This window comes from Corticicoccus populi (assembly GCF_042686195.1).
In the GTDB taxonomy this organism is placed as follows: domain Bacteria; phylum Bacillota; class Bacilli; order Staphylococcales; family Salinicoccaceae; genus Corticicoccus; species Corticicoccus populi.
Genome location: NZ_JBHUOQ010000001.1, coordinates 991,600 through 1,016,965 on the forward strand (window position 1 = coordinate 991,600; position 25,366 = coordinate 1,016,965).

The window sequence follows — 25,366 nt, forward strand, 5'->3', positions numbered from 1 at the left end:
ACTAGTTCTCCTCCCCATCATCTTCTGAACTTTCATCTGATGCTTCTTCATCAGCAGACTCATCTGCCTCTTCATCAGAACCGTCAGAATTTCTTGATTCTCTAAGCGCTTCAGCATCTCCTGAACCCTCTTCAACAGTAAGGTCCATTACATAAGATGCCACGGCTTCAATTTCTTCATCCGTTAAATCATACTGTCCTGTCATATGGTTCCCAGGCTTATGACTCTCTGGATCTCTAATCCAATCTTCTAAGTTTTCTTGATTATGCTCCATAAAGCCGGCAATTAAATCACGGTCTCCAAAGTTTGTTAAGTTTGGTCCGACTGCTCCGGCACCTGTAGGTGTTACCGCATGACAACCGATACATGAATTATTGAAGATTTCCTGACCCTGGTCCGCATCAGCAGTTGAAGATTCTTCTGCTTCCTCGCCCGCTTCTTCATCAGCACTTTCGTCTGAGACATTTTTCATGTCTGCAAGCCACTGATCATATTCATCTTCCGGCAGAGCTTTAACTTTAAAGTCCATCAATGCATGGGACGGTCCGCAAAGTTCAGCACACTTACCATAGAACAGACGATTTGAATCTTCCGCCTTATCATCATCAAAGATTAAGTAGAAGCTGTTGATACCGTCAATATTCGTATCCAGCTTACCACCGGCCGCTGGAACCCAGAATGAGTGTTTTACATCTGCACCCTGTAAGTTAAAGTAAACTCTTCTGTCTGTTGGTACAACGAGCTCCTGGGAAGTAACTACTTCTTCATTAGGATACTCAAATTCCCACCAGTACTGGTATGCTCTTACATTTACTGTTGTTACATTCGGGTTTACCGCGCCTTCATCATTTTCCATAGCACTTGTATCCGCCTGCTTAAATGTTAAGTATACAGTAGGTACTGCCAAAATAAGTAATAAGATAATTGGAATGGATGTCCATATAATCTCTAATGTGTGATTCGAAGCAACGTCTTTAGGCTGAAAATGTTCACCCTTCACACTTCTGCGGCTTTTAGCAACCGCGATAACAAATATAAAAGTTACTACTACTACTACGACCAGCATAATTACGATAGACAAAAGCATTAAGTTAAACTGCTCTTGACCGACTTCACCAGCTGGTTTCAATGTGCTCAGGTGATTCTTGCCGCACCCGGAAAGAAAAACCATGAGGAAGGAAATTAAACCGACCCATTTAGCACTCATCCAACGATTTTTCATACTTTTCAGACCCCTCTTTCATTCTTTACTTTATATATTCACTAATAAGCCGGCAATGATAATCATTACAAAGAAAATAATAATGTAATTAAGTGAAAAGACAAATACCCGACCGGCATAGCGGTTATAGTCTTTAACTGGTTTGAACTGGTTCAATCCGATAAACAGCCATGCTGCATTCAGTATCACTGCTAAAGCAACAAACCAAGTTCCAAGTTCAACCATTAATACTGGTGTGAACAAAAGAAGTGTCAACCAGAGAACAATTGATTTTTTAGTTCTCAAATTTCCTTTGACTGACGGCAGCATTGGTATACCTGCTGTTTTATACTCTTCGCTTCTTTTAATCGCAAGACCATAAAAATGAGGCATCTGCCAAATGAACATTACGATAAACATCGCCCATGCAATTGAATGTAAGTTCGGGTCTATTACTGCCCAGCCGATTAACGGCGGCATTGCACCCGGGATTGCACCAATCACTGTGTTCGAAACTAAATGTCTTTTGGCAAAAATTGAATATACTACTGCATATCCAAATGCTGCAATCAAACCAAGCGTTCCAGCTGTCGAATTAATTAAGAATAATAGTATCTCACCAATAATCAGCATGCTGAATCCGATGAACAATATGTCTCTGCCTTTAAAAGTGCCATCGATACTCGGTCTGTTTTGTTTGGATTCCATCAGTTTGTCAATGTCTCTGTCGTAAAAGTTATTAAGCGCACCTACACCGCCGATAACCAAGGCAGTGCCTGCAGTCATCAGTAACAGAACCGGTACATTTTGAAAAAATGACAACTGGTAATACATTACCGCCAAAAATCCTGCTGCAAATGCCGGAATAAGATTTGATTTTATAATTCCATCTTTAACAAGCGTCTTTACAGCCTTGAAAGTAACAGCTCTTTTTTCAATATGTACCTGTTCAGTATATAAGTCTCTTTGCATCCATACGCCCCCTTTCATACACAAAAACAATTACTTCTTATAATAAATTAAAAAAGACACATTTACTATAATTTTCTGCAACAAAATTGTTACATTTTATATTGTTCAAGAATTGTTCAAGAATATGTCACTTAGACATCAGCAGACACCGACAAACTGCTCTATACTTTGGATATAGTTGTTTCACATCTTGATTTTACCATATTTTTCAGAATTGTTAAGGGTATTTCAGAAGAATCAACATTGCATTCAGTATTCGTTTCGGATATATTATGAAAATAAAGATTCATGAATGAAAAGACTTTTTTTGGGGTGTTACGGTTGTATAAAAATTTAAAAATTGTGGCCCTCTTGACCACAATCGCTATGGTCTTTGTCCAAATTGGGGGGGCATTGGTCACAAAAACAGGCTCTGCTGACGGATGCGGTGATTCCTGGCCGTTATGCCATGGGCAGTTAATCCCTGCCGACTGGCCTATCGAAACAATCATTGAACTCGCCCACAGAGGCGTTTCAGGTATTGCTATCATTCTGCTTGCTTTACTCTGCATCATGGCACTAAAGCAGATTCCCCATATTAGAGAAACAAAATTTTTAGTTGCAGTATCTTTTGGTTTTATCATCATTCAAAGTCTTATCGGAGCTGCAGCAGTCATCGGCATATGGGAAGGTGACTTTGTACTCGCCGCCCACTTCGGCATCTCGCTCATTTGTTTTGCCGCTGTATTTCTTTTGACACTGCTGATTTTTGAAGTTGATAAAAAATATGATGCAACCATTTTAATGATCGGCCCATTTTTAAGATATAATACGATCTTTCTAACTATATATATTTACTTTGTTGTATATTCCGGAGCACTCGTAAGACATACAGATTCATCACTTGCCTGTATGAGCTGGCCGCACTGCGGACCGGAAAGTATATGGGCTGTTAATTTCTATCAATGGGTACAGATGAGCCACCGTCTGGCTGCATTTATTGCTATTGTCTGGGTATTTCTCATTATGATTCATGCCATCAGAAAGTACAGCCACTACAGAGTCATTAAGTACGGCTGGATTATTGCATTCACTCTTATAGCAATGCAGGCAGTTACAGGCATGCTGAGTATATTTACTATGGTGAATATATTTATTGCGCTGCTGCATGCACTGTTTATCACACTTCTGTTCGGTTTATTATGTTATTTCATTATGCTCCTCTCAAGAAGTAAGAATAATACTAAATAAACAGTGTCAGAAACTTAAATCATTGCAACAATCAGGAAGACCCATACAGTGATGTGGAAATATCATTGTATGGGTCTTCTTATTGTATATCATTTCTTTTTTAGTATTAATCAGGTCTGCCTTTTTAATCATTACTCATATTGTTTATGATTTACGTTATAATATAAATATTAGATTGATAAAGATACTAATCCAGTGAAGGACTGATGATTTATGAAGTCACCTGAAACCAGAATCCCTTTCCTCCGGTTTTTACTCAATATATTTATAAAACCTTATACGAATATACAATCAAACTATTTCATATCCTGGGCATATAATATACTCTTATTATGTATACTGCCGGTTCTCCTGGCTGCCGGTTTTACTCTTAGAATAATATTCTTAATCAACCAGCCCGGTTCGGGCAGTAATGAAGCGACTGGAATAGAACTGTTGATTTATTTGATGCTTTTCTTTGTTACTTTCTGGTTTCTCCCCTTTTTCATCATTAATTTATTCGGTATATTTATCATAAACAGATATTCAGACTCTCCGCCAAGTTTCCAGAAACTATTCAGTGATCATACCAATATTTTTACTCATGTTTTTGTTTTATACTACATTGCATGTATCCTGCTCATTGCTGGTAATGTTACGCAGAATGAATTCCTGTTTTCTCTTTTAAATTTTGTTATTTTCATAATGGCTGCCGGATACTTTGCCGGCACGTTTGTAATGCTGCGCTTTTATTTTAATAAAAACGAGAAGCCCTTAAAAATACCGTTAATCTATCTGGGTTCATTAATATTGTTTTCCCTGATATACGGATTCTCAGTTTTTTGGATATTTATTATTTAACATCATCTTTTTAAAAAAGTTGACGTGTATTATGTGTCATTAAGATACGGCACTTAAAATACTGATCAAGTAACGTTCTTTCTATACGATTTAATGCAAAAAGAAACACGCCGTTCGGCGCGTTTCTTTTTATTCTGACTTTTCGATTTCAATCATCAAATCGTTTGAGGCAACACTGTCTCCTGCTTCAACATAAACATCTGATACAGTACCGTCAAATGGTGCTTTAACAGAGCTCTCCATCTTCATCGCTTCAGTAATAATAATTACTTCACCTTTTTTAAATGAATCGCCTTTACCGAACTTAACAGCACTGACAGTTCCCGGCATTTGTGCACCAATATGATTTGTATTGGTTGGATCTGCTTTTTTTAGTCTCGCGACTTTGGATTCAACATTTTCATCCTGAATCTTCACTTTACGAGGGAATCCATTGAGTTCGAAGTACATCCATCTCATACCGTCATCATTCACATGACCCACTGACAGGAGATTTACAATCAATGTTTTTCCTTTATCAATCTCAATCTCAAGGATTTCATTTTTTCGCATTCCAAACAAGAATGTCGGTGTATCTAATACTTCAACATTGCCGAAGCGTTCTTTTGTTGCCACAAAGTCTTTATATACTTTTGGATATAATGCATAGCTGAGCACATCTTTATCCGTGACTTTGCCTTCCTGGAAAGTTTCAACTTCTTCTTTAAGCGCATCGAAATCAACAGGCTCCAGAACTTCTCCTGCGCGAACTTCAAGTGGTGCAGTACCTTTAAGTACAATATTCTGGAGTTCTTCATTGAACCCTGTTACCGGTCTGCCAATCTCGCCTTTAAAGAAGCTGACGACTGAATCCGGGAAGTCGAGCTGTTCTCCTCTTTCAAATAATGTCTTCTCATTTAAATCATTCTGAACCATGAATAATGCCATGTCGCCGACAACTTTAGAAGACGGAGTTACTTTCACAATATCACCAAACAGCATGTTGACCTTCTGGTACATCCGTTTTACTTCACCGTACCGTTCGCCTAAGCCGAGAGATTTCGCCTGGCTGAGAAGGTTCGAATACTGACCGCCCGGCATTTCATGCTCATAAATTTCAGTGTGCGGGCTCTTAATATCACTTTCAAAATCAACATAATATTTACGGACATCTTCCCAGTACTGACTGAGTCGTTCAAGTCCTTTAATATCTGCACGGATATTGCCGTCAACACCGTCAAGCGCGTAATACAAGCTGTTTGCGCTCGGCTGGGAAGTCAGGCCGCTCAGTGCCCCGAGCGCTGTATCCACAACATCTACGCCCGCTTCAATCGCTTTAGCATAAGTCATGATACCATTACCGCTTGTATCATGCGTATGCAGGTGAATTGGAATGTCGACAGTTGATTTTAATTCTCCAATCAGTTCATATGCTGCCTGCGGCTTTAACAGACCGGCCATATCTTTAATCGCAAGAATATGTGCCCCTTCTGCTTCAAGTGCCTGTGCCATCTTCTTATAATACTCAAGCGTGTAGACGTCTGAACGGTCCGGATTTAAGAAGTCCCCAGTGTAACAGATAGCCGCTTCCGCCACTTTCCCTGTTTTAAGTACTGCCTCAATCGGCTTCTTCATCGCTTCAAGCCAGTTCAGAGAATCGAAAATTCTAAAGACATCAATGCCTGCCTCCGCACTTTCCTGCACAAACTTCTCTACAACATTATCTGCATAGTTTTTATACCCGACTGCATTCGATGCGCGGAGCAGCATCTGGAATAGTACATTCGGAATTTCTTTACGCAGTGTTTCAAGTCGTTTCCATGGATCTTCTTTCAGGAAATTATAAGCCACATCAAATGTCGCACCGCCCCACATCTCAAGTGAGAACGCATCTTTTAAATCGTGTGCTGTATACGGCGCAATCTTTTTCATATCATATGTCCGCACACGTGTTGTCAAAAGTGATTGATGGGCATCACGCATTGTTGTATCAGTGATCAGCGTCTCTTTCTGATCTTTCAGCCACTGACTTAAACCTTGAGCCCCTTTTTCATCCAGAATCTGTTTGGTTCCGCTGACAATTTCAGGCTTATACTTTGGCACTCTTGCTTTATCAAACTGCGGTTTATCGCGTTTATCGACACCCGGAAAACCGTTAACAGTAATCGTTGAAATGTACTCAAGCGTTTTTGTTCCCCGGTCTTTCGGTTTTTCAAAGTCAAATAAAGACGGTGTTGAATCAATAAATTTAGTGGAATAATCACCTTTTCTGAAGTCTTCATTCTCAATCACATTGAGTAAAAACTGCAGGTTGGTTTTAATTCCCCGGATACGCATTTCTTTTAAACTCCGGGACATTTTATCATTCGCATCTGTATAAGACAGACCGTGTGTAGACAGTTTAACGAGAAGTGAATCATAGTAAGGTGAAATCACTGCACCCTGGAAACCATCTCCGGCATCTGTTCTGACACCAAACCCGCCGCTTGAACGGTATGCCATAATTTCACCTGTATCCGGCATAAAGTCATTCAATGGATCTTCTGTAGTAATACGGCACTGTACCGCATACCCCATCAACTGGACATCTTCCTGCTTCGGCATATGAATTTTTTCATCAAATAATGCTTCACCGTCTGCGATTAATATCTGTGTTTTGACAATGTCTACACCCGTCACCATTTCGGTAATCGTATGTTCGACCTGTACACGCGGATTGACTTCGATGAAATAAAATTCACCGTCCGCCACTAAAAATTCAACTGTCCCTGCGTTTAAGTAACCGACCTGCTCACCCATACTTTTCGCCGCTTCACAAATTTCCAGGCGCAGCTCATCTTTCAGACCGACAGAAGGCGCCACTTCCACGAGCTTCTGGTGGCGTCTTTGTACAGAACAGTCACGTTCATACAAGTGAACAATATTACCGTATTTGTCACCGATAATCTGTACTTCAATGTGCTTCGGCTCATTAATATATTTTTCGAGGTATACATTATCATTTCCGAATGAACGCTTTGCCTCACTTTTCGCGCGGTCATAAGCATCTCTTAAGTCATCGCCTTCGTCGACGATACGCATTCCTTTACCGCCGCCGCCTGAGATAGCTTTAATAATGATCGGATAACCGTGCTTATCAATAAACTCCTGCACCTCATCAAACGATTCGACCGCACCGTCACTGCCCGGAATAATCGGCAGATTTGTTTTAATCGCAGTGTCACGCGCACGGACTTTATCACCGAACATTTCCAGGTGACGAATTTCAGGGCCGACAAAAATAATGCCCTCTTCCTGACACCGTGTTGCGAATTCTTTATTTTCACTTAAAAAGCCGTAGCCCGGATGAATGGCATCAACATCCGCATCTTTTGCCACTTTTATGATTGCTTCAATATTCAAATAGCTGTCAGTCGGCGAAAGATCTTCACCCACAAGGTACGCTTCATCGGCTTTATATCTATGTAGTGCACCTTTATCTTCATTACTGTAAATCGCCACTGTAGTGATATCGAGTTCCGTACACGCACGGAAAATTCGAATCGCAATCTCACCACGGTTGGCTACCATTAATTTATTGATTTGTTTCATAATCATCCCCCTAGTCTTTAAAACTGTAATGAGTGTATTATAATAAATATTCATTGCATGTACAATATATTCATCTCATTATTTTTTAAATATTCTAACAATGAAAACGCTTACTCTGCTTTTCATCATGAAAACCCTTGATACATAAGGGTTTTCAACTTTTTGTTTTTACAAAAAAATCAGCAGTTATCTTATTGATAACTGCTGATTTTAAGCTATTTTACTTTTTTATGTCCTTCTTTAACATGTTTTGCTGCAATCGACAAAAGACCTACTGCTATTGAAATACTTAAAAATGCCGAGCCGCCCTGGCTGAGAAGCGGCAGTGGAACACCTGTTAAAGGAATCAATTTTGATATACCGCCGATATTTACAAATACCTGTATGCTGATGTACATCGCAATCCCGATACAGACCAGACTGTAAAATTTATCTGAAGAAATACTCGCATAATGCAGTGCTTTAAACACCAGTATAATATACAGTGCCAGTATAAATAATACCCCGATTAATCCAAGTTCTTCAGCGATTACCGCAAATATAAAATCTGTGTGCGGTTCCGGCAGATAACCAAGCTTCATTACACCATTCCCAAGACCTGTCCCTGTCAATCCGCCGTGGGAAATCGAAATCAGTGAATTTGTTAATTGATATCCTGACCCCGTAGGATCAAGGAACGGATTCATAAAGGTTTCAATTCTTGCACGCTGATAGCCGGAAACCACTTCTCCTGAAATTAAAAATCTCCCTGCAAGGATTACTGAGATGACCAGTCCGACAAAACCGCCGACAACAAGAACAATTTTCATAGGCAGACCGGAATATACAAACATGCCGACAATAATCGCGAATATAACAAGCCATGTTCCAAAGTCATTAAACAATACGAGTAAAGAAATAACACCAATTAATAACAGAGGAAAGAAATTTTCTTTTCTGAGTGTACCGACCACTTCACGTTTTTTATCATAAATATATGCAAGATACAGTATGACAATAATCTTAAAAAACTCCGACGGCTGGAGCTCCTGGTTAATGATTGGAATCTGCAGCCAGTTTCTCTCACCATTTCTTTCTATACCGAAGAAATGTGTGATTAATAAAACAATAAAAATGACTGCTATTAAAATAACATGCAGCCTTTTATTTTTAAAAAATTCTCCCGACATAAAATAAGTCATAAAAAATACGAGCAGAAAACCGAGAATAACAAATCTAAACTGGCCGTTAAATAAAGCCATAGGATTACCTGAGTTTGGATTTTGATATAGATTCACCATACTTGCCGAATAAATCATTATCAAACCAATTAAGCTCAGCAGTACATATGTAATAATAATCGTGAAATCTACATACTTTGAATAGTCTTTAACATATTTTAGAAAATCTTTAACATACTGCATAATTAAGCCCCTCTATATAAAAAAAGTCTAAAGATTAATTTTCTTTAGACTCAACTTTTTCTTCTTGCATATATGCTTCGTGAACTCTTGAAACTTCAATTTCAAGTTTTTCAAGAAGGTCACGTCCATCATTCGGATCGATAAGACCAAGCCTTACAGCAAAGTTTACTTCTTTAGAAAGACCAAACATCTGCGTGTCCAACACTTCTTCATAAACCGGGCACTGGGGCATCGTTAAGTTGTCCATTTGCACCTTTATGAGTTGCACAATTCGATCTGCATCTTTCTCAAGCTGTAAGTATGCTTGGCTGCGTAATTCTTCGTTAGTGGACACAGCACTACCCCCTCGACTTACTCTCATTAAAATATTATATCACAAGCCCTAAAAAAGCAAGCAAATAACTGGTTTCTTTAGTTCCAAATATTTAAAACTCGTACTATTGTCTGATATAATAAGTGGCATAAGGAGAGAATACATATGATTATACAAATTCAAGGCAGTGTTCAGTACCAAATCACTTTAGATCCCTCTACATGGATATTTGATGATCGGAAAGTGACTCTGGAAGAAGCACTGAATAACACAAATAATAACGAAGAAATTCTGTTCTCGGATGACAAAGAATGGAATCGCCAAATTATAGAAGGGACGACGAAACCGCCCACTCTTAAATCAGAAAAAAAATTCAAGAAAAAAGAACTTCTTGAAAAGACATTTATCATGAACTTGAGTCCGTTCCTCGAATATACAGAACCGGAACGCGGTGAAGATGCCATGATTACATTCACACATGATAACGGCACTACTATACTGCCCTTCAGTGAAAGAAAATACTATTTCGCCCAGTTTTCGAAAGATGGTAAACGGTTATATGATGATAATATGATTGACCTTCACATCATTAAGAATGGAAATCTTAAAGAAACACTTGAACATGTTACAGAAATTAGATTCAGCTGATACTTAGGAATGCCTGAAGCAGACTCTCATCTGTCTCAGGCATTTTTATGTTAAATCACTGTATCGTGGATACCATAAAGTTGTGTCTGAAGTGCCTGTCAGTCTGTTCCTATACAAAAAGCAGCCCGCATCAGCGGACTGCTTTTTAATATCGATATTTCATCAACTACTCTTCATTATTACCTATATTGCCTGCTTTACGTTCCTGATGCAGTCTCACACGATACAGACCAAGAACAATAGCTGCTACAATTAAACTTTCCGCTACCGGTAAAAAAGCACCGAAAAAAGTAAGAACGATACAGCCGATAAACATCACAATGTAAATAATTAAATTCTGCCACACTTTTACTTTACGGGCAAAACCGAAATTATAAACAATAATACTCAAAATATAAATCGTGATAAATAAATACCACATACCAGTTTCGGGATTGGTTTCCAGATTGTACAGCCGGCCGAAGAATGTGAGTCGTTCTCCAACTAATGCTGTCATTAAAACATTAGGCAGAAACAATGGTTATCACTCCGATTCAAGTCTGATCTTTTCTCGCTTCTGAGCACGTTCTCTTTCACTTTTATCAAGAATTTTCTTTCTAAGACGTACAGATTCAGGCGTCACTTCAACAAGTTCATCATCATTAATAAACTCAAGCGCTTCTTCGAGCGTTAACGTACGCGGTTTTTTCATAGTGGATGTCTGCTCTTTAGTTGCAGAACGAATGTTGTTTGCTGCTTTCACTTTTGTAATGTTGACTGTTAAGTCATTATCACGTGAATTCTCACCGACAATCATTCCTTCATAAACATGAGTACCAGGCTCCATGAAGTTAACACCGCGCCCTTCAAGCTGCAGAATCGCATATGTGGATGCTGCACCCTTATCAAGTGATACAAGCACACCATTATGTCTGCCGCCGATACGTCCTTTAATTAATGGGCGGTACTCTTCAAATGTGTGATTCAGTATACCATAACCGCGAGTCATAGACATGAACTCTGTTCTGTAACCGATCAAGCCACGTGCAGGGACATTAAATATAATTCTTGTCTGTCCGTTACCTGTTGAAATCATATCCACCATTTCACCTTTACGGCTACCGAGTGATTCAATGATGCTTCCTGTGTTTTCCTCAGGAACATCAATTTGAACGCGCTCATAAGGCTCTGATTTCACACCGTCAACTTCTTTAACAATGACCTCAGGCTTTGAAACCTGCAGCTCAAATCCTTCACGGCGTAAATTTTCAATCAGGATGGACAAATGAAGTTCACCGCGCCCTGAAACTCTCCATGCATCCGGCTGATCCGTTGGATCTACTCTTAAAGATACATCTGTCTCAAGCTGCTGGTCTAAACGCTCTTCGATTTTACGTGCAGTAACATGCTTACCTTCTTGGCCTGCGAATGGTGAATTGTTCACTGAAAATGTCATCTGGAGTGTCGGCTCATCAATTCTCAGCACCGGAAGAGCTTCCTGATGGTCTATCGGTGTTACTGTCTCACCAACGTTAATATCTTCCATACCGCTGACTGCGATCAAATCGCCGGCTTTGGCACTTTCAATTTCAACTCTTTTCAATCCGAAGAAACCAAATAGTTTTGTTACACGGAAGTTTTTAACCGTTCCATCGATTTTCATTAATGATACCTGATCCCCGACATTAATTTCTCCGCGGAATACACGACCGATACCAATACGGCCGACATAATCATTGTAGTCAAGCAGTGCAACCTGGAATTGAAGGGGTTCATCTGAGTTATCAACCGGTGCAGGTACACTTTCAATAATTGCATCATAAATGGACTGCATGTTCTCATCCTGTACTTCAGGATCAAGACTTGCTGTTCCGTTAATTGCTGAAGCATAAGCAACAGGGAATTCAAGCTGCTCATCATTTGCATCGAGCTCTATAAATAATTCCAATACTTCATCAATTACTTCTTCCGGACGGGCAGCATCTTTATCGATTTTGTTTACAACGACTAAAGGCTTCAAGTCCTGTTCCAAAGCTTTTTTAAGAACAAAACGCGTCTGAGGCATTGTCCCCTCGTATGCATCCACCACAAGGATAACACCATCAACCATTTTCATAATACGTTCTACTTCACCGCCGAAGTCAGCGTGACCCGGAGTGTCGAGTATATTAATTCTTGTGCCTTTATAATCAATCGCTGTGTTTTTAGCCAGTATTGTAATTCCACGTTCACGTTCAATATCATTACTGTCCATCGCACGCTCTTCAACATGTTCATTTTCTCTAAAAATACCAGACTGTTTTAATAATTCATCAACCAGTGTTGTTTTACCGTGGTCGACGTGAGCTATAATTGCGATATTACGAATATCTTCTCTTAAGTTCATCAAGACTTTCCCTTCATATTTAGAATTACGAGTTTTCAACTGAACCATTATATCATAAATGAAGATATAATGTTACACCCTGTTAAAAAAATTAATGCTGTGATATACTACTTAAAAATAATCCTTGGAGGCTTGACGGCATGGAAAAACCAAAGTCAAAAGCCATATTCTTTATCCTCGCTGTAGTTGCTGTAGCAATGATGATTTTATTCTCAGTTTCTATCGCCGAGGGGATGGTTCTGTTATCTGCACTTGCAGTTGTTTTATTTGTTGCTGTATTTGGTGTAGGCTTTACGTTAAAAAGAAAATATCGCGAGAACGGCTGGCTTTAATTTTTACAGACTTTTTAAAACAGTCCTTTTCAAAAATGGAAAATCCGGTTTCTGCTTATTGCGGGAGCCGGATTTTTTATGATTTCAAGAACTTTTCAAATTTCTGTTTTTTGACGAATATTTACGCCGGGATAATAATTCATTTATCAACTAATGATACGGAGTGATTATTATGCGTCAAAAAAATGAAAAGCTAAAAGTATATGAATTTCTTTATAACAGACTGCCCTTTTCAAATACCGAACAGGAAGAATATAATGCTATGCAGCGTGCAGAGGCACTTGAGGCTGAATTTGAGAAATACCTGTCCGGTATTGATATGACCAATATCAGTGTGCACTGGCATTGTGAAGTGATTCTTGATGAAGCACATGAATTTGTTAATGTACTGATGGTTACAGATTACTGCTATTATTTATTCGTACTTCATGACTTGAAGGGTGTACACTACATTAACCCTTTCAACATTCTATGTAACGAACAGCATGAGGCTGTACTTGATTTAAACCGCAGCAGAAACCTGTACGAAACATTTAAGCACGAACTCATTGATGAGGGAAAATTCCAGCGTCCGATTATTATTAAATATGTCATGATGAACGCTGAATTCAAAACAAAAACCAGAAAGTCGGAACTGTTTTTATCGAAGGAAAACCTGCCTTACTATTTACGGGCGATCGAACATTCAGCTGTAATCAGAAAAAAGTACCGTCCCAATGTCCTGCCCACATGAAACCTGTATATCATTTTAAATTCACTCATATCAATCATTTTAAAGAAGGTCTGAAATGTTCTAAGTGCAGAACGTTTTCTCTCGAAAAAATCAGGCACAGCAGGATTCAGTGCAGCACCTGCATGCATTCATTTGATTTGTTTGAACTGAGCCGTGAATATTTTTATCATTACTTAAAATTATTTCCTTATGAGGAATTTACAAAGAAGAAAATTCTGTTTCATCTTCAATATGATTTATCCAGATATACGTATGAACAGCTGATCAGCAGTCAATTTGTTAAAAAGAATGAAGAAAGCAAAACATATTTGTTTAATCCAGGCCGTGAAAGCGCGCATGATTTTCAATAAATTCATCATCATCTTTAAAATACTGTACCAGTTCCGAGTGAATTTTCTTATTTCCCGTAAGAATACTGTTCGTTTCAAGTATTCTCATTTCTTCTCCAAGCAGTGTTGTTGTCAGTCCGCCGAGTTCACTCACAATAATCATTCCTCCGGCAAAATCCCAGGAATGGAGTCTGTAAAACAACGCTGCACTGGATGTGCCTTTTGCAACATTGGCGATTTCAAGTGCGGCAGAGCCGTACGAGCGTACACTTCGCGCATCTTTTACAATTTGAATGAAAGGTTTCTTAATACCGTCTTTAACAAGCCAGTTCGAATTCGTTGAAACTAAAGACGATTTTAACTCTGTATCCTTAATATCAGTCAGCTGCGTGTCATTAATATATGCACCTTCGCCGTGACGTGCGTGGTACAGGTCACCTTTCATTACATCCAGTATCAGCCCGGCATAAGGTTCACCGTCAATAAAAATACCAATTGAGATGGCAAAATTCTCATGCTGATGCACGAAGTTCAGTGTACCGTCAATCGGATCTACAACCCAGGTCACACCTTTCATGTCGTCAATATCAAAACCGTGGCCTTCCTCGCCGATAATCTGATGGTCCTTAAACTTCTCACCAATTCTATTATATATAAAAGTTTCCGTTTCGCGGTCCACATCAGTGACCAGGTCATTCCTGTTGGATTTACTGTCTATATTATAATTTTCAGTCATTCTTTCTCTGATGAACGCACCCGCGTCCTGTATTAAATTTTTTGCAAACAAATAAATTTCCATGTTGTCACATCCCAATATATTGATTGACGTTCATTAATATCTTATCATAAATACTATAGATTAATGAAAGGATGAAGTTCATGCTGAAATACAGCTTTACAGAAAAAGACTTTGATGTTTTTGAAATAGACGGACTTGAGCCGCGCATGTCCGCCCTCATTGAGACCACCCGTCCAAAACTTGAAAACCTCGGTGAACATTTCAGTGAATATTTAACAGAATTAACAGGAGACGAACAATTTGCGCATGTTGCAAAGCATGCCAGAAGAAAAGTAAATCCGCCTGATGATACATGGGTCAGCTTTTCAACAAATCCAAGAGGATATAAAATGATGCCGCACTTCCAAATCGGTCTGTACAACAGTCACGCTTTTTGTATGTACGGCGTAATTTACGAAGCGCCCGGCAAAAAAGAAACTGCTTCTAAATGGCTCGGTGATATCGATAAATTCCGGGCACTTCCGGAAGAATATCATGTATCTTTAGATCATATGAAACCTAAAAAAACGAAGCTTGATGATATGACTGATGAGGATATAAAAGCAGGTCTCGTAAGATTAAGAGACGTTAAAAAAGGAGAGTTTCTTGTCGGAAAAGTATATCCTCCCGATGATAAAGCACTCAAAAATGACGAAACATTCATTAAGGATTTAGAAAATGTGATGGATAAACTCGTAAAATTTTATTAAAACAAACAGCCCTGCTCTCTGATATCAGAAAGCAGGGCTCTGTTTATTTTGCAGGTACATGTGATTTCTTCAATTGACTTTCCTGCTCAATTTCCGATCTCAAATCTGATGCAAGTTTTGAAATATCCGGCATCCTGGAGATGTCAATATTACCGCCACTTACTATCACACCTGTATGTTTCGAATCAATCTTTTCATTATTTGCCAGTAGACATGCGAGTGCAGCAGCACCGGCACCTTCAACCAATGTTTTACTGCGTTCCAGGAAATAAATCATCGCATCTGCAATTTCTTCCTCTGAAACACATATTACATCATCTATATAATCCTCAATCACGGGTAATGTAAGAAGTCCCGGTTCCTTAACTGCAATTCCTTCTGCAATCGTTGAAACATTCTCAAGACGTTTTACAGTACCCGTATGAAATGCATTAAACATGGACGGCGCACGTTCTGACTGTACTCCAATGATTTTAATATCAGGCTTAATTGATTTAGCAGCAACTGCCACACCGCTTGCCAGTCCCCCGCCGCCGATCGGCACGAGGATTGTGTCAAGGTCGGGACACTGCTCCATCATTTCAATCCCGACAGTCCCCTGTCCGGCCATAATATCATAATCATCAAACGGATGGACATAAGTCGCACCTGTTTTACGCTGGTGAATCAGTGATGCTTCATAGGCTTCCTGGAAACTTTCCCCGACAAGGACGACTTCCGCCCCGTAACCTCGTGTTGCATTCACTTTATTCTGAGGGGTGGGTTCCGCCATAAATATTGTCGCTTTAACACCCATTCTGCTTGCAGCAAGTGCAACACCCTGCGCATGATTGCCTGCTGAGGCGGTAATCACGCCACGCTCAAGCTCGGCAGGCGTCAGCTTCATCAGTTTGTAGCTCGCACCTCTGAATTTAAATGCACCTGTTTTCTGCTGATTCTCCATTTTAAAATAAACATTCTTGCCTGTTCGTTGATTCGTTGTCTGCGATGTGATTAACGGCGTTTTGTGAGTTTGATCTTTCAGATGCTCCCAGGCATCCATGATATCCTCACCAGTTAAGAAATCCCCATGGAACCACGCTCCTCAAATGCTTTAATTTTATCTTCAAGCTGCAGTGTAAGTGAGATGTCATCCCATCCGTTAATCAGTTTTTCTTTGTGATAGGATGGAATATCAAATGATATTTCCTGACCGGAGTCGTCTTTAATCGTTTGATTCTCTAAATTCACGTGCAGATTAAAATCACCATTCTCTGCTTTTTCCTGCCATGCTTTAACATCTTCTTCATCCGCTGCAATTAATATAATTCCATTCTTAAATGCATTGGAATAAAAAATATCTGCAAAACTCGGTGCAATAATCACCCTGAAGCCGTAATCGAGTAATGCCCACGGTGCATGTTCGCGGGATGAACCGCAGCCAAAGTTTTCTCCTGCGATAAGAACAGATGCACCATCAAATTTCGCATCATCCATATCAAAGTCACTGCGACGGGTACCATCATCATGAAAACGCCAATTATAAAAGACGAATTCACCAAACCCGGTCCGTTCAATTCTCTTTAAAAATTGCTTCGGTATAATCTGGTCTGTATCAACATTTTCACGATTCAATGGATACACTTTTCCTGTATGCTGCTGAATTGCTTCCATTTTCGCCCTCCTTAATAATTAGCTGGGTATGCCCATTTCATAATGTCTGACATCCACAAAATGACCTTCAATCGCTGCTGCTGCTGCCATTTCCGGACTTACAAGGTGCGTTCTTGCACCTGAACCCTGTCTGCCTTCAAAGTTTCTGTTGGATGTGGATGCACATCTGCCTTTGGAAGGAATGATATCATCATTCATACCTAAGCATGCACTGCATCCTGAATCACGCCATTCAAAACCGGCTTCGATGAATATTTGATCAAGTCCCAGTTCCTCAGCCTCCTGTTTAACAAGAAATGAACCCGGAACAACAATTGCATTCACACCCGGTTTTACTTTCCGGCCTTTAATAATTTCTGACGCCCGCTTCAAATCACGTACACGGGAGTTTGTACAGGAGCCGATGAACACATGATCAATTGCAATGGATTCAATCGGCTGTCCTTCTTCAAGCCCCATGTACTCAAGCGCACGGCGGATTTCATCCTTATTCGTCACTTCATCAATTATTGGAGTTGTACCGCTGATTGGTACGACCATGCCCGGGTTTGTACCCCAGGAGACCTGAGGTTCAATCTTAGTTGCATCAATTTCAAGAGTCTGATCATATTCAGCACCTTCATCCGTTGCAAGGCTGAGCCATGACTCTGAAAGTGCTTCAAATTCCGCTTCATCTTTAGGGACAAATCTCCGTCCTCTCAGAAAGTCCACTGTCGTCTGGTCGGGACTGATTAAACCGGCACGTGCACCGCCTTCAATAGACATATTGCAGACCGTCATACGTCCTTCCATCGTTAAGTCCCTTACCGCTTCACCAGTGTACTCGACAACATGACCCGTACCGAATTTAACACCGAATTTTGCAATAATAGCAAGAATTAAATCTTTTGCCGTCACACCGGGACCAAGCGGTCCATTTACTTTAACATTCATTGTCTTAGGCTTTGACTGATACAAAGACTGTGTTGCAAAAACATGTTCTACTTCACTTGTACCAATACCAAATGCCAATGCGCCGAATGCACCATGTGTTGACGTATGGGAATCACCGCAGACAATCGTTTTACCCGGCTGTGTCAATCCAAGCTGCGGACCGATTACGTGAACGATTCCCTGATCCGGATGGAACATATCCGCAAGTGTCACACCAAATTCTTCACAGTTTTTCTTCAGTGCTTCCATCTGCTTCAAAGAAATTTCATCTTTTACCGTCTCTCTGTCTTTTGTTGGAACATTGTGATCCATTGTTGCAAACGTCAAATCCGGACGTCTTAACTTCCGTCCGTTTAATCTCAAACCTTCAAATGCCTGAGGTGACGTTACTTCATGGATTAAATGTTGATCAATGTATATTAAATCCGGTTGATTTTCCTCACTGTGAACAACATGTTTTTCCCAAATTTTTTCAATAATCGTTTTCTTCACCATTTAATCACCCCTCCAAATTATTTGATATATAACATTACCTTCTCAATCATTTCAGATGTTGAAAGCAGCTCTCCTTCAATGTCCAGATCTTTCGAATGAAAACCATCTGCCAGAAGTGCTTCTACCGCCTGCTCTACTGCTCTTGACTCTTTATCCATTCCAAATGAATATTTCAGCATCATGCCTGCTGATAAAATCATTGCCAGCGGATTGACTACATTCTGACCCGCAATATCAGGGGCAGAACCATGTACCGGCTCATATAAACCGAATGAATCATCTCTCAGACTTGCAGACGGCAGCAGGCCGAGTGAACCGGTAACAACTGAAGCCTCATCACTCAGGATATCCCCAAATAAGTTTTCAGTCACTACAACATCAAAGTCATTCGGTGCTGTAATCAATTTCATTGCTGTAGAATCGACTAAAGCATGCTCCACTGTAACTTCAGGATAGTCTTTACTTTTTTGATCAACAATTTCACGCCACATACGGCTTGACTCTAAAACATTTGCCTTATCCACTGAAGTCAGCTTTTTACCTCTGACCTGTGCAGTTTGAAAACCAACTTCTACAATACGTTCGATTTCTTCTCTTGTATAAAGAAGCGTGTCCACTACTGTGTTGCCGCCGTCGCGACGTTCTCTCGGCATACCGAAGTATAAACCTCCCGTTAGTTCACGAATGATCATTATATCCGTTCCGCTGACACGTGATTCTTTAAGCGGCGATGAATGTACTAAAGCATCAAATACTTTAATTGGTCTCAAATTTGCATATAAATTTAATTCTTTACGGATTTTTAATAATCCCTGCTCAGGTCTTAACGTTTTATCTACTGAATCCCATTTTGGACCGCCGACAGCGCCGAGTAAAATGGCATCTGCATTTCCTGCACTTTTTAAAGTTGCATCCGGAAGCGGTGTACCAAATTCATCATAAGCAGCACCGCCGATTAAATGTTCTTCAAAAGAAAATTCATGCCCGTATACCTCGGCCACTTTCTTTAATACGCTGACTGCACCCTTCATCACTTCAGGACCGACACCGTCACCCGGAAGTGCTGCAATTGTCTTCTTCATGTTGATTCCTCCATCATTACACTGAAACTTTCAGCCTTTTCACTCTTTATACATTATCTGTTTAAACGAGCTGAGCCGTGATTGAAACATCATCTCAACCAAGGCTCATCCCGAAAACAAATTATTTGTTTACTGATTCTCCAACGAATGGCATTAATGCACGTAAATCTTTACCTACCTGCGTAATTGGATGTTTATATTCTGCCGCATTAATTGCATTGAACTGTGGACGGTTTGCCTGGTTTTCCAAAATCCATCCTTTAGCAAACGTACCATCCTGAATATCTGTCAGCACTTCTTTCATACGAGCTTTTGTTTCATCGTTAACAACACGCGGTCCGCTTACAAAGTCGCCCCACTGTGCTGTATCCGAGATAGAATAACGCATATTTTCAAGGCCGCCTTCATACATTAAGTCAACAATCAGCTTTAACTCGTGAAGACACTCAAAATATGCCACTTCCGGCTGATATCCAGCTTCAGTTAAAGTTTCAAATCCTGATTTTACAAGTGAAGTCACTCCGCCGCATAATACTGCCTGCTCACCGAAAAGATCTGTTTCAGTTTCTTCCTGGAATGATGTTTCAAGTACACCTGCACGTGCAGCACCGACACCAGCCGCATATGCTTTCGCGATATCCGCCGCTTTACCAGTTACATCCTGGTATACACCGAATAATGCCGGTACTCCCGCTTCTTCTTCATAAGTACGGCGTACTAAGTGACCCGGACCTTTAGGTGCAACTAAGAATACATCCACATCTTCACGCGGTACGACCTGGCTGAAGTGAATATTAAAACCATGTGCGAATGCAAGTGCACTGTTAGGTTTCATATTTTCTTTAATACTTTCAACATATACTTGAGGCTGATTTTCATCCGGAAGCAGTACCATTGTCACGTCTGCATCTTTAACTGCCTCAGCAACTGCCTTCACTTCAAAACCGTCTTCTTTGGCACGCTCTGCAGATTTACCTTCACGTAAACCAATAACGACTTCATATCCTGAATCTCTCAAGTTTTGAGCGTGTGCATGCCCTTGTGAACCGTATCCCACGATTGTCACTTTCTTGCCTTGTAAAACCTCGCTGTTGATGTCCTGATCGTAATAAACTTTAACCATAATTAATTATCTCCTTTTAGCTTTTAAAATTTGTATTGTTTTTATATTTTCAAATCATTAAAGATTGAAATTCCTGAACTTGTTTCTTTTGTTTCCCTCTGGCAAATGCCGTCACGCCTGTACGGGTAAGATCTTTTATGCCGTAAGGTGTCAGCAGGTCAATTAATGCGTCAACTTTATCTGAGTTGCCTGTCACTTCAATGATTAACGAGTTTTTAGATACATCCAGCACTCGTGCTCTGAACGGATCTACAATACCGTATATTTCAGAGCGCAGCTGACCGGTTGCACCGACTTTAATCAAAGCAAGTTCTCTCGCTACAATTTTTTTATCGGTAATATCATTAACCTTAAGCACATCAATCTGCTTATGCAGCTGTTTAGTCAGCTGTTCGGTTTTAGACTCATCTTCCACATCCACAACAAATGTCATCTTCGATACATTCTCAATTTCAGAATGACCGACAGTAATACTCTCGATGTTGAATCCTCTTCTGGATAACATTCCTGTGATACGGTTTAATACACCGCTCGAATTTTGTACTGTTGCTGTAATTATTCTTCGCATGGTGTCACTCCAATCATTTCATGATTTCCTTTACCTGACGGCACCATCGGCAGTACCAGATCCAGTTTCTCAACTCTGGCATCAATCAGCACCGGACCGTCATGATCAAATGCGTCTTTCAACACTGAAGGTACATCTTTTTCATCAGATACACGGATTCCTTTAATACCAAAACCGTCTGCCAGTTTAACAAAGTCCGGGTTTTCGCTCAGAAGAGATTCCGAATAACGTTCTTCATAGAACTTCTCCTGCCACTGTCTAACCATTCCGAGAGCCTCGTTATTAACGATAACTATTTTTACAGGAAGGTGATACTGTTTCAGTACTGCAAGCTCCTGCATTGTCATCTGGAAACCACCATCACCGACAATCGTCACTACTGTTTCATCCGGACGACCGAGCTGTGCACCGAGTGCTGCAGGGACACCGAAGCCCATCGTTCCAAGTCCGCCGCTCGTTACAAAATTATTGGCTTTATCAAACTGGTAGAACTGTGCAGCCCACATTTGATGCTGCCCGACATCAGTCGTTACAATGGCTTTTCCGTCAGTCTGTTTATAAACCTCTTCAATCAGCCACTGCGGTGAAATTAACTCCTTGCCCTGTTCGTACCAGAACGGTGCATCCTTCTTATCTTTCATGACACCTTCATACCATGCAGTGGTACTCTGGTTTTCATTGTCATACTGCAGAAGCTGTAACAGCGCTTCTTTCGCATCACTTACGACCGGTATCTGCGTTTTGATGTTCTTGCCGATTTCGGCAGGGTCGATATCAATATGTGCCACTTTCGCATTTGGTGCGAAGTGCCTGATTGCCCCGGTTAATCTGTCATCAAAGCGTGCACCGATGTTGATCAGTAAATCTGCATCATGAATCGCCATATTCGCAGCATATGAACCGTGCATACCTGCCATACCGAGTGACTGTTCATGCGTACCCGGGAATGTTCCCAGACCGAGCAGTGTTGTCGCAACCGGAAGTTTAAACTTCTCAGCGAATGCTCTGAGTTCTTCTGAAGCATTTGCAAACTGTACACCGGCACCGGATAAAAGAACTGGTTTTTTAGCCTGCTTCAATGCTTCCGCTACACGTTTAATCTGAAGCGGATTCGGTTTTGTTGTCGGCTGATAACCCGGCAGATAAAAATCTGTATCGAATTCCGCCTTTGCGATTTCCTCAGCAATATTTTTAGGGATATCGACAACCACCGGCCCCGGGCGTCCTGTTGAAGCAATATGAAATGCTTCTTTAACAATACGCGGCAGATCCTTTAAATCTGTGATCTGATAATTATGCTTAGTGACCGGTGTTGTTAAGCCGATAACATCCGCCTCCTGGAAGGCGTCTGTTCCAATCACTGCTGTTGATACCTGACCGGTAAAACAAACGACAGGAAGTGAATCCATCATTGCATCCGTGATTCCTGTAATCAAGTTTGTCGCTCCCGGTCCGCTCGTTGCAATAACAACACCCGGCTTCCCTGTCACCCGCGCATATCCTTCTGCTGCATGGATTAATCCCTGCTCATGCTTACATAAGATGTGATTGAAAGGAGTACCCGCTCGATGAAGGGCATCATAGATTGGTAAGACGGCACCACCCGGATAACCAAATACTGTGTCAACACCTTCATTGACTAACGATTGAATAAACACATCTGCTCCAGTAATTACCTTCTCTTCTGCTCTTTCATTTAACTTAGCTTCATTAAGTTTTGTTTCTGCCTTCATTGATAATGAACCTCCTTAGTATTCCAATCACATTTAATCCTCATTTTTAACATAAAAAGACTCTTCTCTCCCCACCTATCGTTATAGGCCTTGGGGAGAAAAGAGTCGCTTCACGGTACCACCCAAATTCGCTGTTACTTCTCAGTAGCAGCCTCTGGAACTCTTCCAACACAGTCATTAACCGCTTAGTTGAGTTCTAAAATTTATATAACGAGTGCACTGCACCCGGTATTACTTAATCGGGGTGTCCTTTCAGCAATACACTCAGGGATGAGAATAAAGTTAATGATTATCTAGGTTTCCACCAGTCCCTAGTCTCTGAAAAATAATCACTTTAACTTTATGTTCCCTTCAAAGTTTTAATATATTCAAATTTGGATAGTTAAGATTAATCAGATATTTCTGATTTGTGATGTTGAAAGTTATAATACATCCTTTTTCGTGATAGGTCAACAGGTTTTGCTTAATTTTTTTGTAATTATCTAAATTTTTAGTATTTGAAATCGTTTACAATACCACTGCAGTAATGGTTAAAGGATTTTTAAATAATAATGTAATTTTATGACTTTCATGTTTAAGATATAAAAAGACGGCACCGAATCACGGCGCCGTCCTTTCCATAAATTAATTCAGTTTATTTATCTCTTTTATAAAAATCAGTTACTGCACCAAGTGATGAGCTTCTAACGATATGTGCATATTTACCTAAAGCACCTCTTGAATACAACGGAGGCAGCTCAAGCGCATCTGCACGCTTTTTCAGTTCCTCATCATCGACTTTCATTGTGAGCTCCTTAGTGTCCTGATCAATTATTACAGTATCCCCTGTTTTAACAAGTGCCACTGCACCACCTTCTTGTGCTTCCGGCGCAATGTGACCGACTACAAGGCCGTGTGTACCGCCTGAAAAACGTCCATCAGTCAATAATGCTACTTTTTCCCCGAGTCCTTTACCGACAATCAGGCTGGATAATGACAGCATTTCAGGCATTCCAGGACCGCCCTTAGGACCAACATAACGGACAATCACAACATCGCCTTCTACAATATCATTATTCATTACTGATTCAATTGCTTCTTCCTCAGTATCAAATACTTTGGCAGGGCCTTCATGACGTCTTACTTTAACGCCCGATACTTTTGCCACTGCACCAAGTGGTGCAAGGTTTCCTTTCAGAACAATCAGAGGGCCGTCGGCACGCTTAGGATTTTCAAGCGGCATGATAACATCCTGGCCTTCTTTTAAGTGGTCTACTTCCTCCAGGTTTTCAGCAACTGTTTTACCGGTAACTGTCAGGCAGTCTCCATGAATCATACCTTTTTCATATAAGTATTTCATCACGCCCTGTACACCACCGACATTGTAAAGATCCTGGAATACGTAACGTCCGCTTGGTTTTAAATCAGCAAGATGCGGTACTTTTTCCTGGAAAGTATTGAAATCATCAATAGTTAAGTCCACATCTGCAGCATGTGCAATCGCAAGCAGATGAAGAATAGCGTTTGTTGAACCGCCGAGCGCATAAATTACAGTGATTGCATTTTCAAATGCCTCACGTGTTAAAATATCTTTCGGATAAATATCTTTTTCAAGAAGGTTCAAAATAGCCTTACCCGCCTCGTAAACATCCTGTTCCTTCTCTTTAGTCTCTGCAGGGTTAGACGCTGAGCCCGGCAGACTCATACCCATTGCTTCAAGCGCTGCTGCCATTGTGTTCGCAGTATACATACCTCCGCATGCGCCGGGTCCCGGGCAGGCACTGCACTCAATTTTGTTTAACTGCTTATCATCAATATCTCCATTATTCCACTTGCCGACCCCTTCAAACACACTTACAAGGTCAATATCTTTGCCGTCAATATTACCCGGCGCAATTGTGCCGCCGTAAACAAAAATACATGGAACATCTAAATTAGCCATAGCAATTGCACAACCCGGCATGTTTTTATCACAGCCGCCGATAGCAACAAGTGCATCCAAGTTCTGACCTTTTACCATTGTTTCAATTGAATCCGCTATGATATCCCGGGAAGGTAATGAGAAACGCATTCCTGGTGTTCCCATTGCGATTCCGTCCGCAACAGTAATTGTGTTGAACTGAATCGGCAGTCCGTCCGCTTCACTGACACCGGACTTTGCAAACTGTGCAAGATCATTCAAATGAATATTACACGGTGTTGTTTCTGCCCAGTTACTTGCAACGCCGACCTGCGGCAGCTCAAACTTTTCATCGGTAAAACCGACTGCACGGAGCATCGCTCTGTTCGGTGCTTTAACATTACTTTCAGAATATACTTTACTTTTAATTCTCAAATCTTTTTTCTCTGACATTTGATAACCCCCATAATTAATAT

22 protein-coding genes are annotated in these 25,366 nt (G+C 40.5%); 6 read left to right on the plus strand and 16 right to left on the minus strand.

All coding sequences use genetic code 11. The features are described 5' to 3' along the window. Position 1: 1 nt before the first annotated feature. On the minus strand, positions 2–1,222 hold the full coding sequence (coxB, locus tag ACFSX4_RS05150) for a cytochrome c oxidase subunit II (RefSeq protein ID WP_377772222.1): 1,221 nt from the start codon (positions 1,220–1,222) through the stop codon (positions 2–4). Positions 1,223–1,252: 30 nt separating this feature from the next. After that, a complete protein-coding gene (gene cyoE / locus ACFSX4_RS05155; protein ID WP_377772225.1) occupies positions 1,253–2,173 on the minus strand; it encodes a heme o synthase in 921 nt (306 codons plus the stop codon). Between the two features lie 288 nt (positions 2,174–2,461). Between cyoE and ACFSX4_RS05160 the strand changes: the two genes are divergently transcribed. Next, complete coding sequence (locus ACFSX4_RS05160) at positions 2,462–3,403, plus strand: COX15/CtaA family protein (protein WP_377772227.1); 942 nt, start codon at positions 2,462–2,464, stop codon at positions 3,401–3,403. Between the two features lie 969 nt (positions 3,404–4,372). Here the strand turns inward: ACFSX4_RS05160 and ACFSX4_RS05165 are convergent. The 3 genes from ACFSX4_RS05165 to ACFSX4_RS05175 all read right to left on the minus strand — a co-directional run bounded on the left by ACFSX4_RS05165 (position 4,373) and on the right by ACFSX4_RS05175 (position 9,577). After that, positions 4,373–7,813 carry a pyruvate carboxylase gene (locus ACFSX4_RS05165; RefSeq protein ID WP_377772229.1) on the minus strand — a complete coding sequence of 1,147 codons (3,441 nt, stop codon included), beginning with the start codon at positions 7,811–7,813 and terminating at the stop codon, positions 4,373–4,375. Positions 7,814–8,028: 215 nt separating this feature from the next. After that, positions 8,029–9,216 carry an FtsW/RodA/SpoVE family cell cycle protein gene (locus ACFSX4_RS05170; protein WP_377772231.1) on the minus strand — a complete coding sequence of 396 codons (1,188 nt, stop codon included), beginning with the start codon at positions 9,214–9,216 and terminating at the stop codon, positions 8,029–8,031. A gap of 34 nt (positions 9,217–9,250) precedes the next feature. Further along, a complete protein-coding gene (locus tag ACFSX4_RS05175; protein ID WP_377772233.1) occupies positions 9,251–9,577 on the minus strand; it encodes a DUF1507 family protein in 327 nt (108 codons plus the stop codon). Between the two features lie 117 nt (positions 9,578–9,694). Here ACFSX4_RS05175 and ACFSX4_RS05180 point away from each other — a divergent pair, with 117 nt between their 5' ends. Next, positions 9,695–10,177, plus strand: a complete 483-nt coding sequence (locus ACFSX4_RS05180) for a hypothetical protein (protein ID WP_377772235.1) — start codon at positions 9,695–9,697, stop codon at positions 10,175–10,177. 166 nt (positions 10,178–10,343) lie between these two features. Here ACFSX4_RS05180 and ACFSX4_RS05185 read toward each other — a convergent pair whose 3' ends face one another. After that, positions 10,344–10,673, minus strand: coding sequence for a YlaH-like family protein (locus tag ACFSX4_RS05185; protein ID WP_377773445.1), 330 nt, complete (start codon positions 10,671–10,673; stop codon positions 10,344–10,346). A 27-nt stretch (positions 10,674–10,700) separates the two neighbouring features. Then, positions 10,701–12,545 carry a translational GTPase TypA gene (gene typA, locus ACFSX4_RS05190; RefSeq protein ID WP_377772237.1) on the minus strand — a complete coding sequence of 615 codons (1,845 nt, stop codon included), beginning with the start codon at positions 12,543–12,545 and terminating at the stop codon, positions 10,701–10,703. Positions 12,546–12,682: 137 nt separating this feature from the next. Here typA and ACFSX4_RS05195 point away from each other — a divergent pair, with 137 nt between their 5' ends. The 3 genes from ACFSX4_RS05195 to ACFSX4_RS05205 all read left to right on the plus strand — a co-directional run bounded on the left by ACFSX4_RS05195 (position 12,683) and on the right by ACFSX4_RS05205 (position 13,957). Then, on the plus strand, positions 12,683–12,874 hold the full coding sequence (locus ACFSX4_RS05195) for a DUF5325 family protein (RefSeq protein WP_377772239.1): 192 nt from the start codon (positions 12,683–12,685) through the stop codon (positions 12,872–12,874). 172 nt (positions 12,875–13,046) lie between these two features. Continuing rightward, the gene (locus ACFSX4_RS05200) at positions 13,047–13,607 is read left to right on the plus strand and encodes a hypothetical protein (RefSeq protein WP_377772241.1); all 561 of its coding nucleotides are present in this window, start codon (positions 13,047–13,049) and stop codon (positions 13,605–13,607) included. A 122-nt stretch (positions 13,608–13,729) separates the two neighbouring features. Beyond that, on the plus strand, positions 13,730–13,957 hold the full coding sequence (locus tag ACFSX4_RS05205; RefSeq protein WP_377772243.1) for a hypothetical protein: 228 nt from the start codon (positions 13,730–13,732) through the stop codon (positions 13,955–13,957). On the opposite strand, the gene ACFSX4_RS05210 is transcribed toward ACFSX4_RS05205, so the two are convergent. Beyond that, positions 13,920–14,735 carry an inositol monophosphatase family protein gene (locus ACFSX4_RS05210; RefSeq protein ID WP_377772245.1) on the minus strand — a complete coding sequence of 272 codons (816 nt, stop codon included), beginning with the start codon at positions 14,733–14,735 and terminating at the stop codon, positions 13,920–13,922. The two genes, ACFSX4_RS05205 and ACFSX4_RS05210, sit on opposite strands and share 38 nt — an antisense overlap. Before the next feature lie 80 nt (positions 14,736–14,815). Here ACFSX4_RS05210 and ACFSX4_RS05215 point away from each other — a divergent pair, with 80 nt between their 5' ends. Next, positions 14,816–15,424, plus strand: a complete 609-nt coding sequence (locus tag ACFSX4_RS05215) for a YktB family protein (RefSeq protein WP_377772247.1) — start codon at positions 14,816–14,818, stop codon at positions 15,422–15,424. Between the two features lie 43 nt (positions 15,425–15,467). On the opposite strand, the gene ilvA is transcribed toward ACFSX4_RS05215, so the two are convergent. The 8 genes from ilvA to ilvD all read right to left on the minus strand — a co-directional run bounded on the left by ilvA (position 15,468) and on the right by ilvD (position 25,343). Next, a complete protein-coding gene (gene ilvA, locus ACFSX4_RS05220) occupies positions 15,468–16,466 on the minus strand; it encodes a threonine ammonia-lyase (protein ID WP_377772249.1) in 999 nt (332 codons plus the stop codon). Between the two features lie 14 nt (positions 16,467–16,480). Then, a complete protein-coding gene (gene leuD, locus ACFSX4_RS05225) occupies positions 16,481–17,077 on the minus strand; it encodes a 3-isopropylmalate dehydratase small subunit (protein WP_377772251.1) in 597 nt (198 codons plus the stop codon). A gap of 18 nt (positions 17,078–17,095) precedes the next feature. Next, positions 17,096–18,505 (minus strand): 3-isopropylmalate dehydratase large subunit, encoded by a 1,410-nt coding sequence (gene leuC / locus ACFSX4_RS05230; protein ID WP_377772253.1) that lies wholly within the window; start codon positions 18,503–18,505, stop codon positions 17,096–17,098. 17 nt (positions 18,506–18,522) lie between these two features. Then, positions 18,523–19,587, minus strand: coding sequence for a 3-isopropylmalate dehydrogenase (gene leuB, locus ACFSX4_RS05235; RefSeq protein ID WP_377772255.1), 1,065 nt, complete (start codon positions 19,585–19,587; stop codon positions 18,523–18,525). Positions 19,588–19,708: 121 nt separating this feature from the next. Further along, on the minus strand, positions 19,709–20,710 hold the full coding sequence (gene ilvC, locus ACFSX4_RS05240) for a ketol-acid reductoisomerase (RefSeq protein WP_377772257.1): 1,002 nt from the start codon (positions 20,708–20,710) through the stop codon (positions 19,709–19,711). 49 nt (positions 20,711–20,759) lie between these two features. Further along, positions 20,760–21,278, minus strand: coding sequence for an acetolactate synthase small subunit (gene ilvN, locus ACFSX4_RS05245; RefSeq protein WP_377772259.1), 519 nt, complete (start codon positions 21,276–21,278; stop codon positions 20,760–20,762). Next, positions 21,266–23,011, minus strand: a complete 1,746-nt coding sequence (ilvB, locus tag ACFSX4_RS05250; RefSeq protein ID WP_377772261.1) for a biosynthetic-type acetolactate synthase large subunit — start codon at positions 23,009–23,011, stop codon at positions 21,266–21,268. Before ilvB ends, ilvN begins: the two co-directional genes overlap by 13 nt. A 634-nt stretch (positions 23,012–23,645) precedes the next feature. Continuing rightward, positions 23,646–25,343 carry a dihydroxy-acid dehydratase gene (gene ilvD, locus ACFSX4_RS05255; protein ID WP_377772263.1) on the minus strand — a complete coding sequence of 566 codons (1,698 nt, stop codon included), beginning with the start codon at positions 25,341–25,343 and terminating at the stop codon, positions 23,646–23,648. Between the last annotated feature and the right edge of the window lie 23 nt (positions 25,344–25,366).

Bases quoted from the DNA above. Each gene is read 5' to 3' on its own strand.
- ACFSX4_RS05180 (WP_377772235.1), top strand. From the start codon at position 9,695: ATGATTATACAAATTCAAGGCAGTGTTCAGTACCAAATCACTTTAGAT.
- ACFSX4_RS05210 (WP_377772245.1), bottom strand. From the start codon at position 14,735: ATGGAAATTTATTTGTTTGCAAAAAATTTAATACAGGACGCGGGTGCG.
- ACFSX4_RS05170 (WP_377772231.1), bottom strand. From the start codon at position 9,216: ATGCAGTATGTTAAAGATTTTCTAAAATATGTTAAAGACTATTCAAAG.
- ilvD (WP_377772263.1), bottom strand. From the start codon at position 25,343: ATGTCAGAGAAAAAAGATTTGAGAATTAAAAGTAAAGTATATTCTGAA.
- ilvA (WP_377772249.1), bottom strand. From the start codon at position 16,466: ATGGATGCCTGGGAGCATCTGAAAGATCAAACTCACAAAACGCCGTTA.
- leuB (WP_377772255.1), bottom strand. From the start codon at position 19,587: ATGAAGAAGACAATTGCAGCACTTCCGGGTGACGGTGTCGGTCCTGAA.
- ilvB (WP_377772261.1), bottom strand. From the start codon at position 23,011: ATGAAGGCAGAAACAAAACTTAATGAAGCTAAGTTAAATGAAAGAGCA.
- ACFSX4_RS05200 (WP_377772241.1), top strand. From the start codon at position 13,047: ATGCGTCAAAAAAATGAAAAGCTAAAAGTATATGAATTTCTTTATAAC.
- coxB (WP_377772222.1), bottom strand. From the start codon at position 1,222: ATGAAAAATCGTTGGATGAGTGCTAAATGGGTCGGTTTAATTTCCTTC.
- ilvN (WP_377772259.1), bottom strand. From the start codon at position 21,278: ATGCGAAGAATAATTACAGCAACAGTACAAAATTCGAGCGGTGTATTA.
- ACFSX4_RS05165 (WP_377772229.1), bottom strand. From the start codon at position 7,813: ATGAAACAAATCAATAAATTAATGGTAGCCAACCGTGGTGAGATTGCG.
- ACFSX4_RS05185 (WP_377773445.1), bottom strand. From the start codon at position 10,673: ATGACAGCATTAGTTGGAGAACGACTCACATTCTTCGGCCGGCTGTAC.
- ACFSX4_RS05195 (WP_377772239.1), top strand. From the start codon at position 12,683: ATGGAAAAACCAAAGTCAAAAGCCATATTCTTTATCCTCGCTGTAGTT.
- cyoE (WP_377772225.1), bottom strand. From the start codon at position 2,173: ATGCAAAGAGACTTATATACTGAACAGGTACATATTGAAAAAAGAGCT.
- ACFSX4_RS05175 (WP_377772233.1), bottom strand. From the start codon at position 9,577: ATGAGAGTAAGTCGAGGGGGTAGTGCTGTGTCCACTAACGAAGAATTA.
- ilvC (WP_377772257.1), bottom strand. From the start codon at position 20,710: ATGGTTAAAGTTTATTACGATCAGGACATCAACAGCGAGGTTTTACAA.
- leuC (WP_377772253.1), bottom strand. From the start codon at position 18,505: ATGGTGAAGAAAACGATTATTGAAAAAATTTGGGAAAAACATGTTGTT.
- ACFSX4_RS05205 (WP_377772243.1), top strand. From the start codon at position 13,730: ATGCATTCATTTGATTTGTTTGAACTGAGCCGTGAATATTTTTATCAT.
- ACFSX4_RS05160 (WP_377772227.1), top strand. From the start codon at position 2,462: ATGAATGAAAAGACTTTTTTTGGGGTGTTACGGTTGTATAAAAATTTA.
- ACFSX4_RS05215 (WP_377772247.1), top strand. From the start codon at position 14,816: ATGCTGAAATACAGCTTTACAGAAAAAGACTTTGATGTTTTTGAAATA.
- leuD (WP_377772251.1), bottom strand. From the start codon at position 17,077: ATGGAAGCAATTCAGCAGCATACAGGAAAAGTGTATCCATTGAATCGT.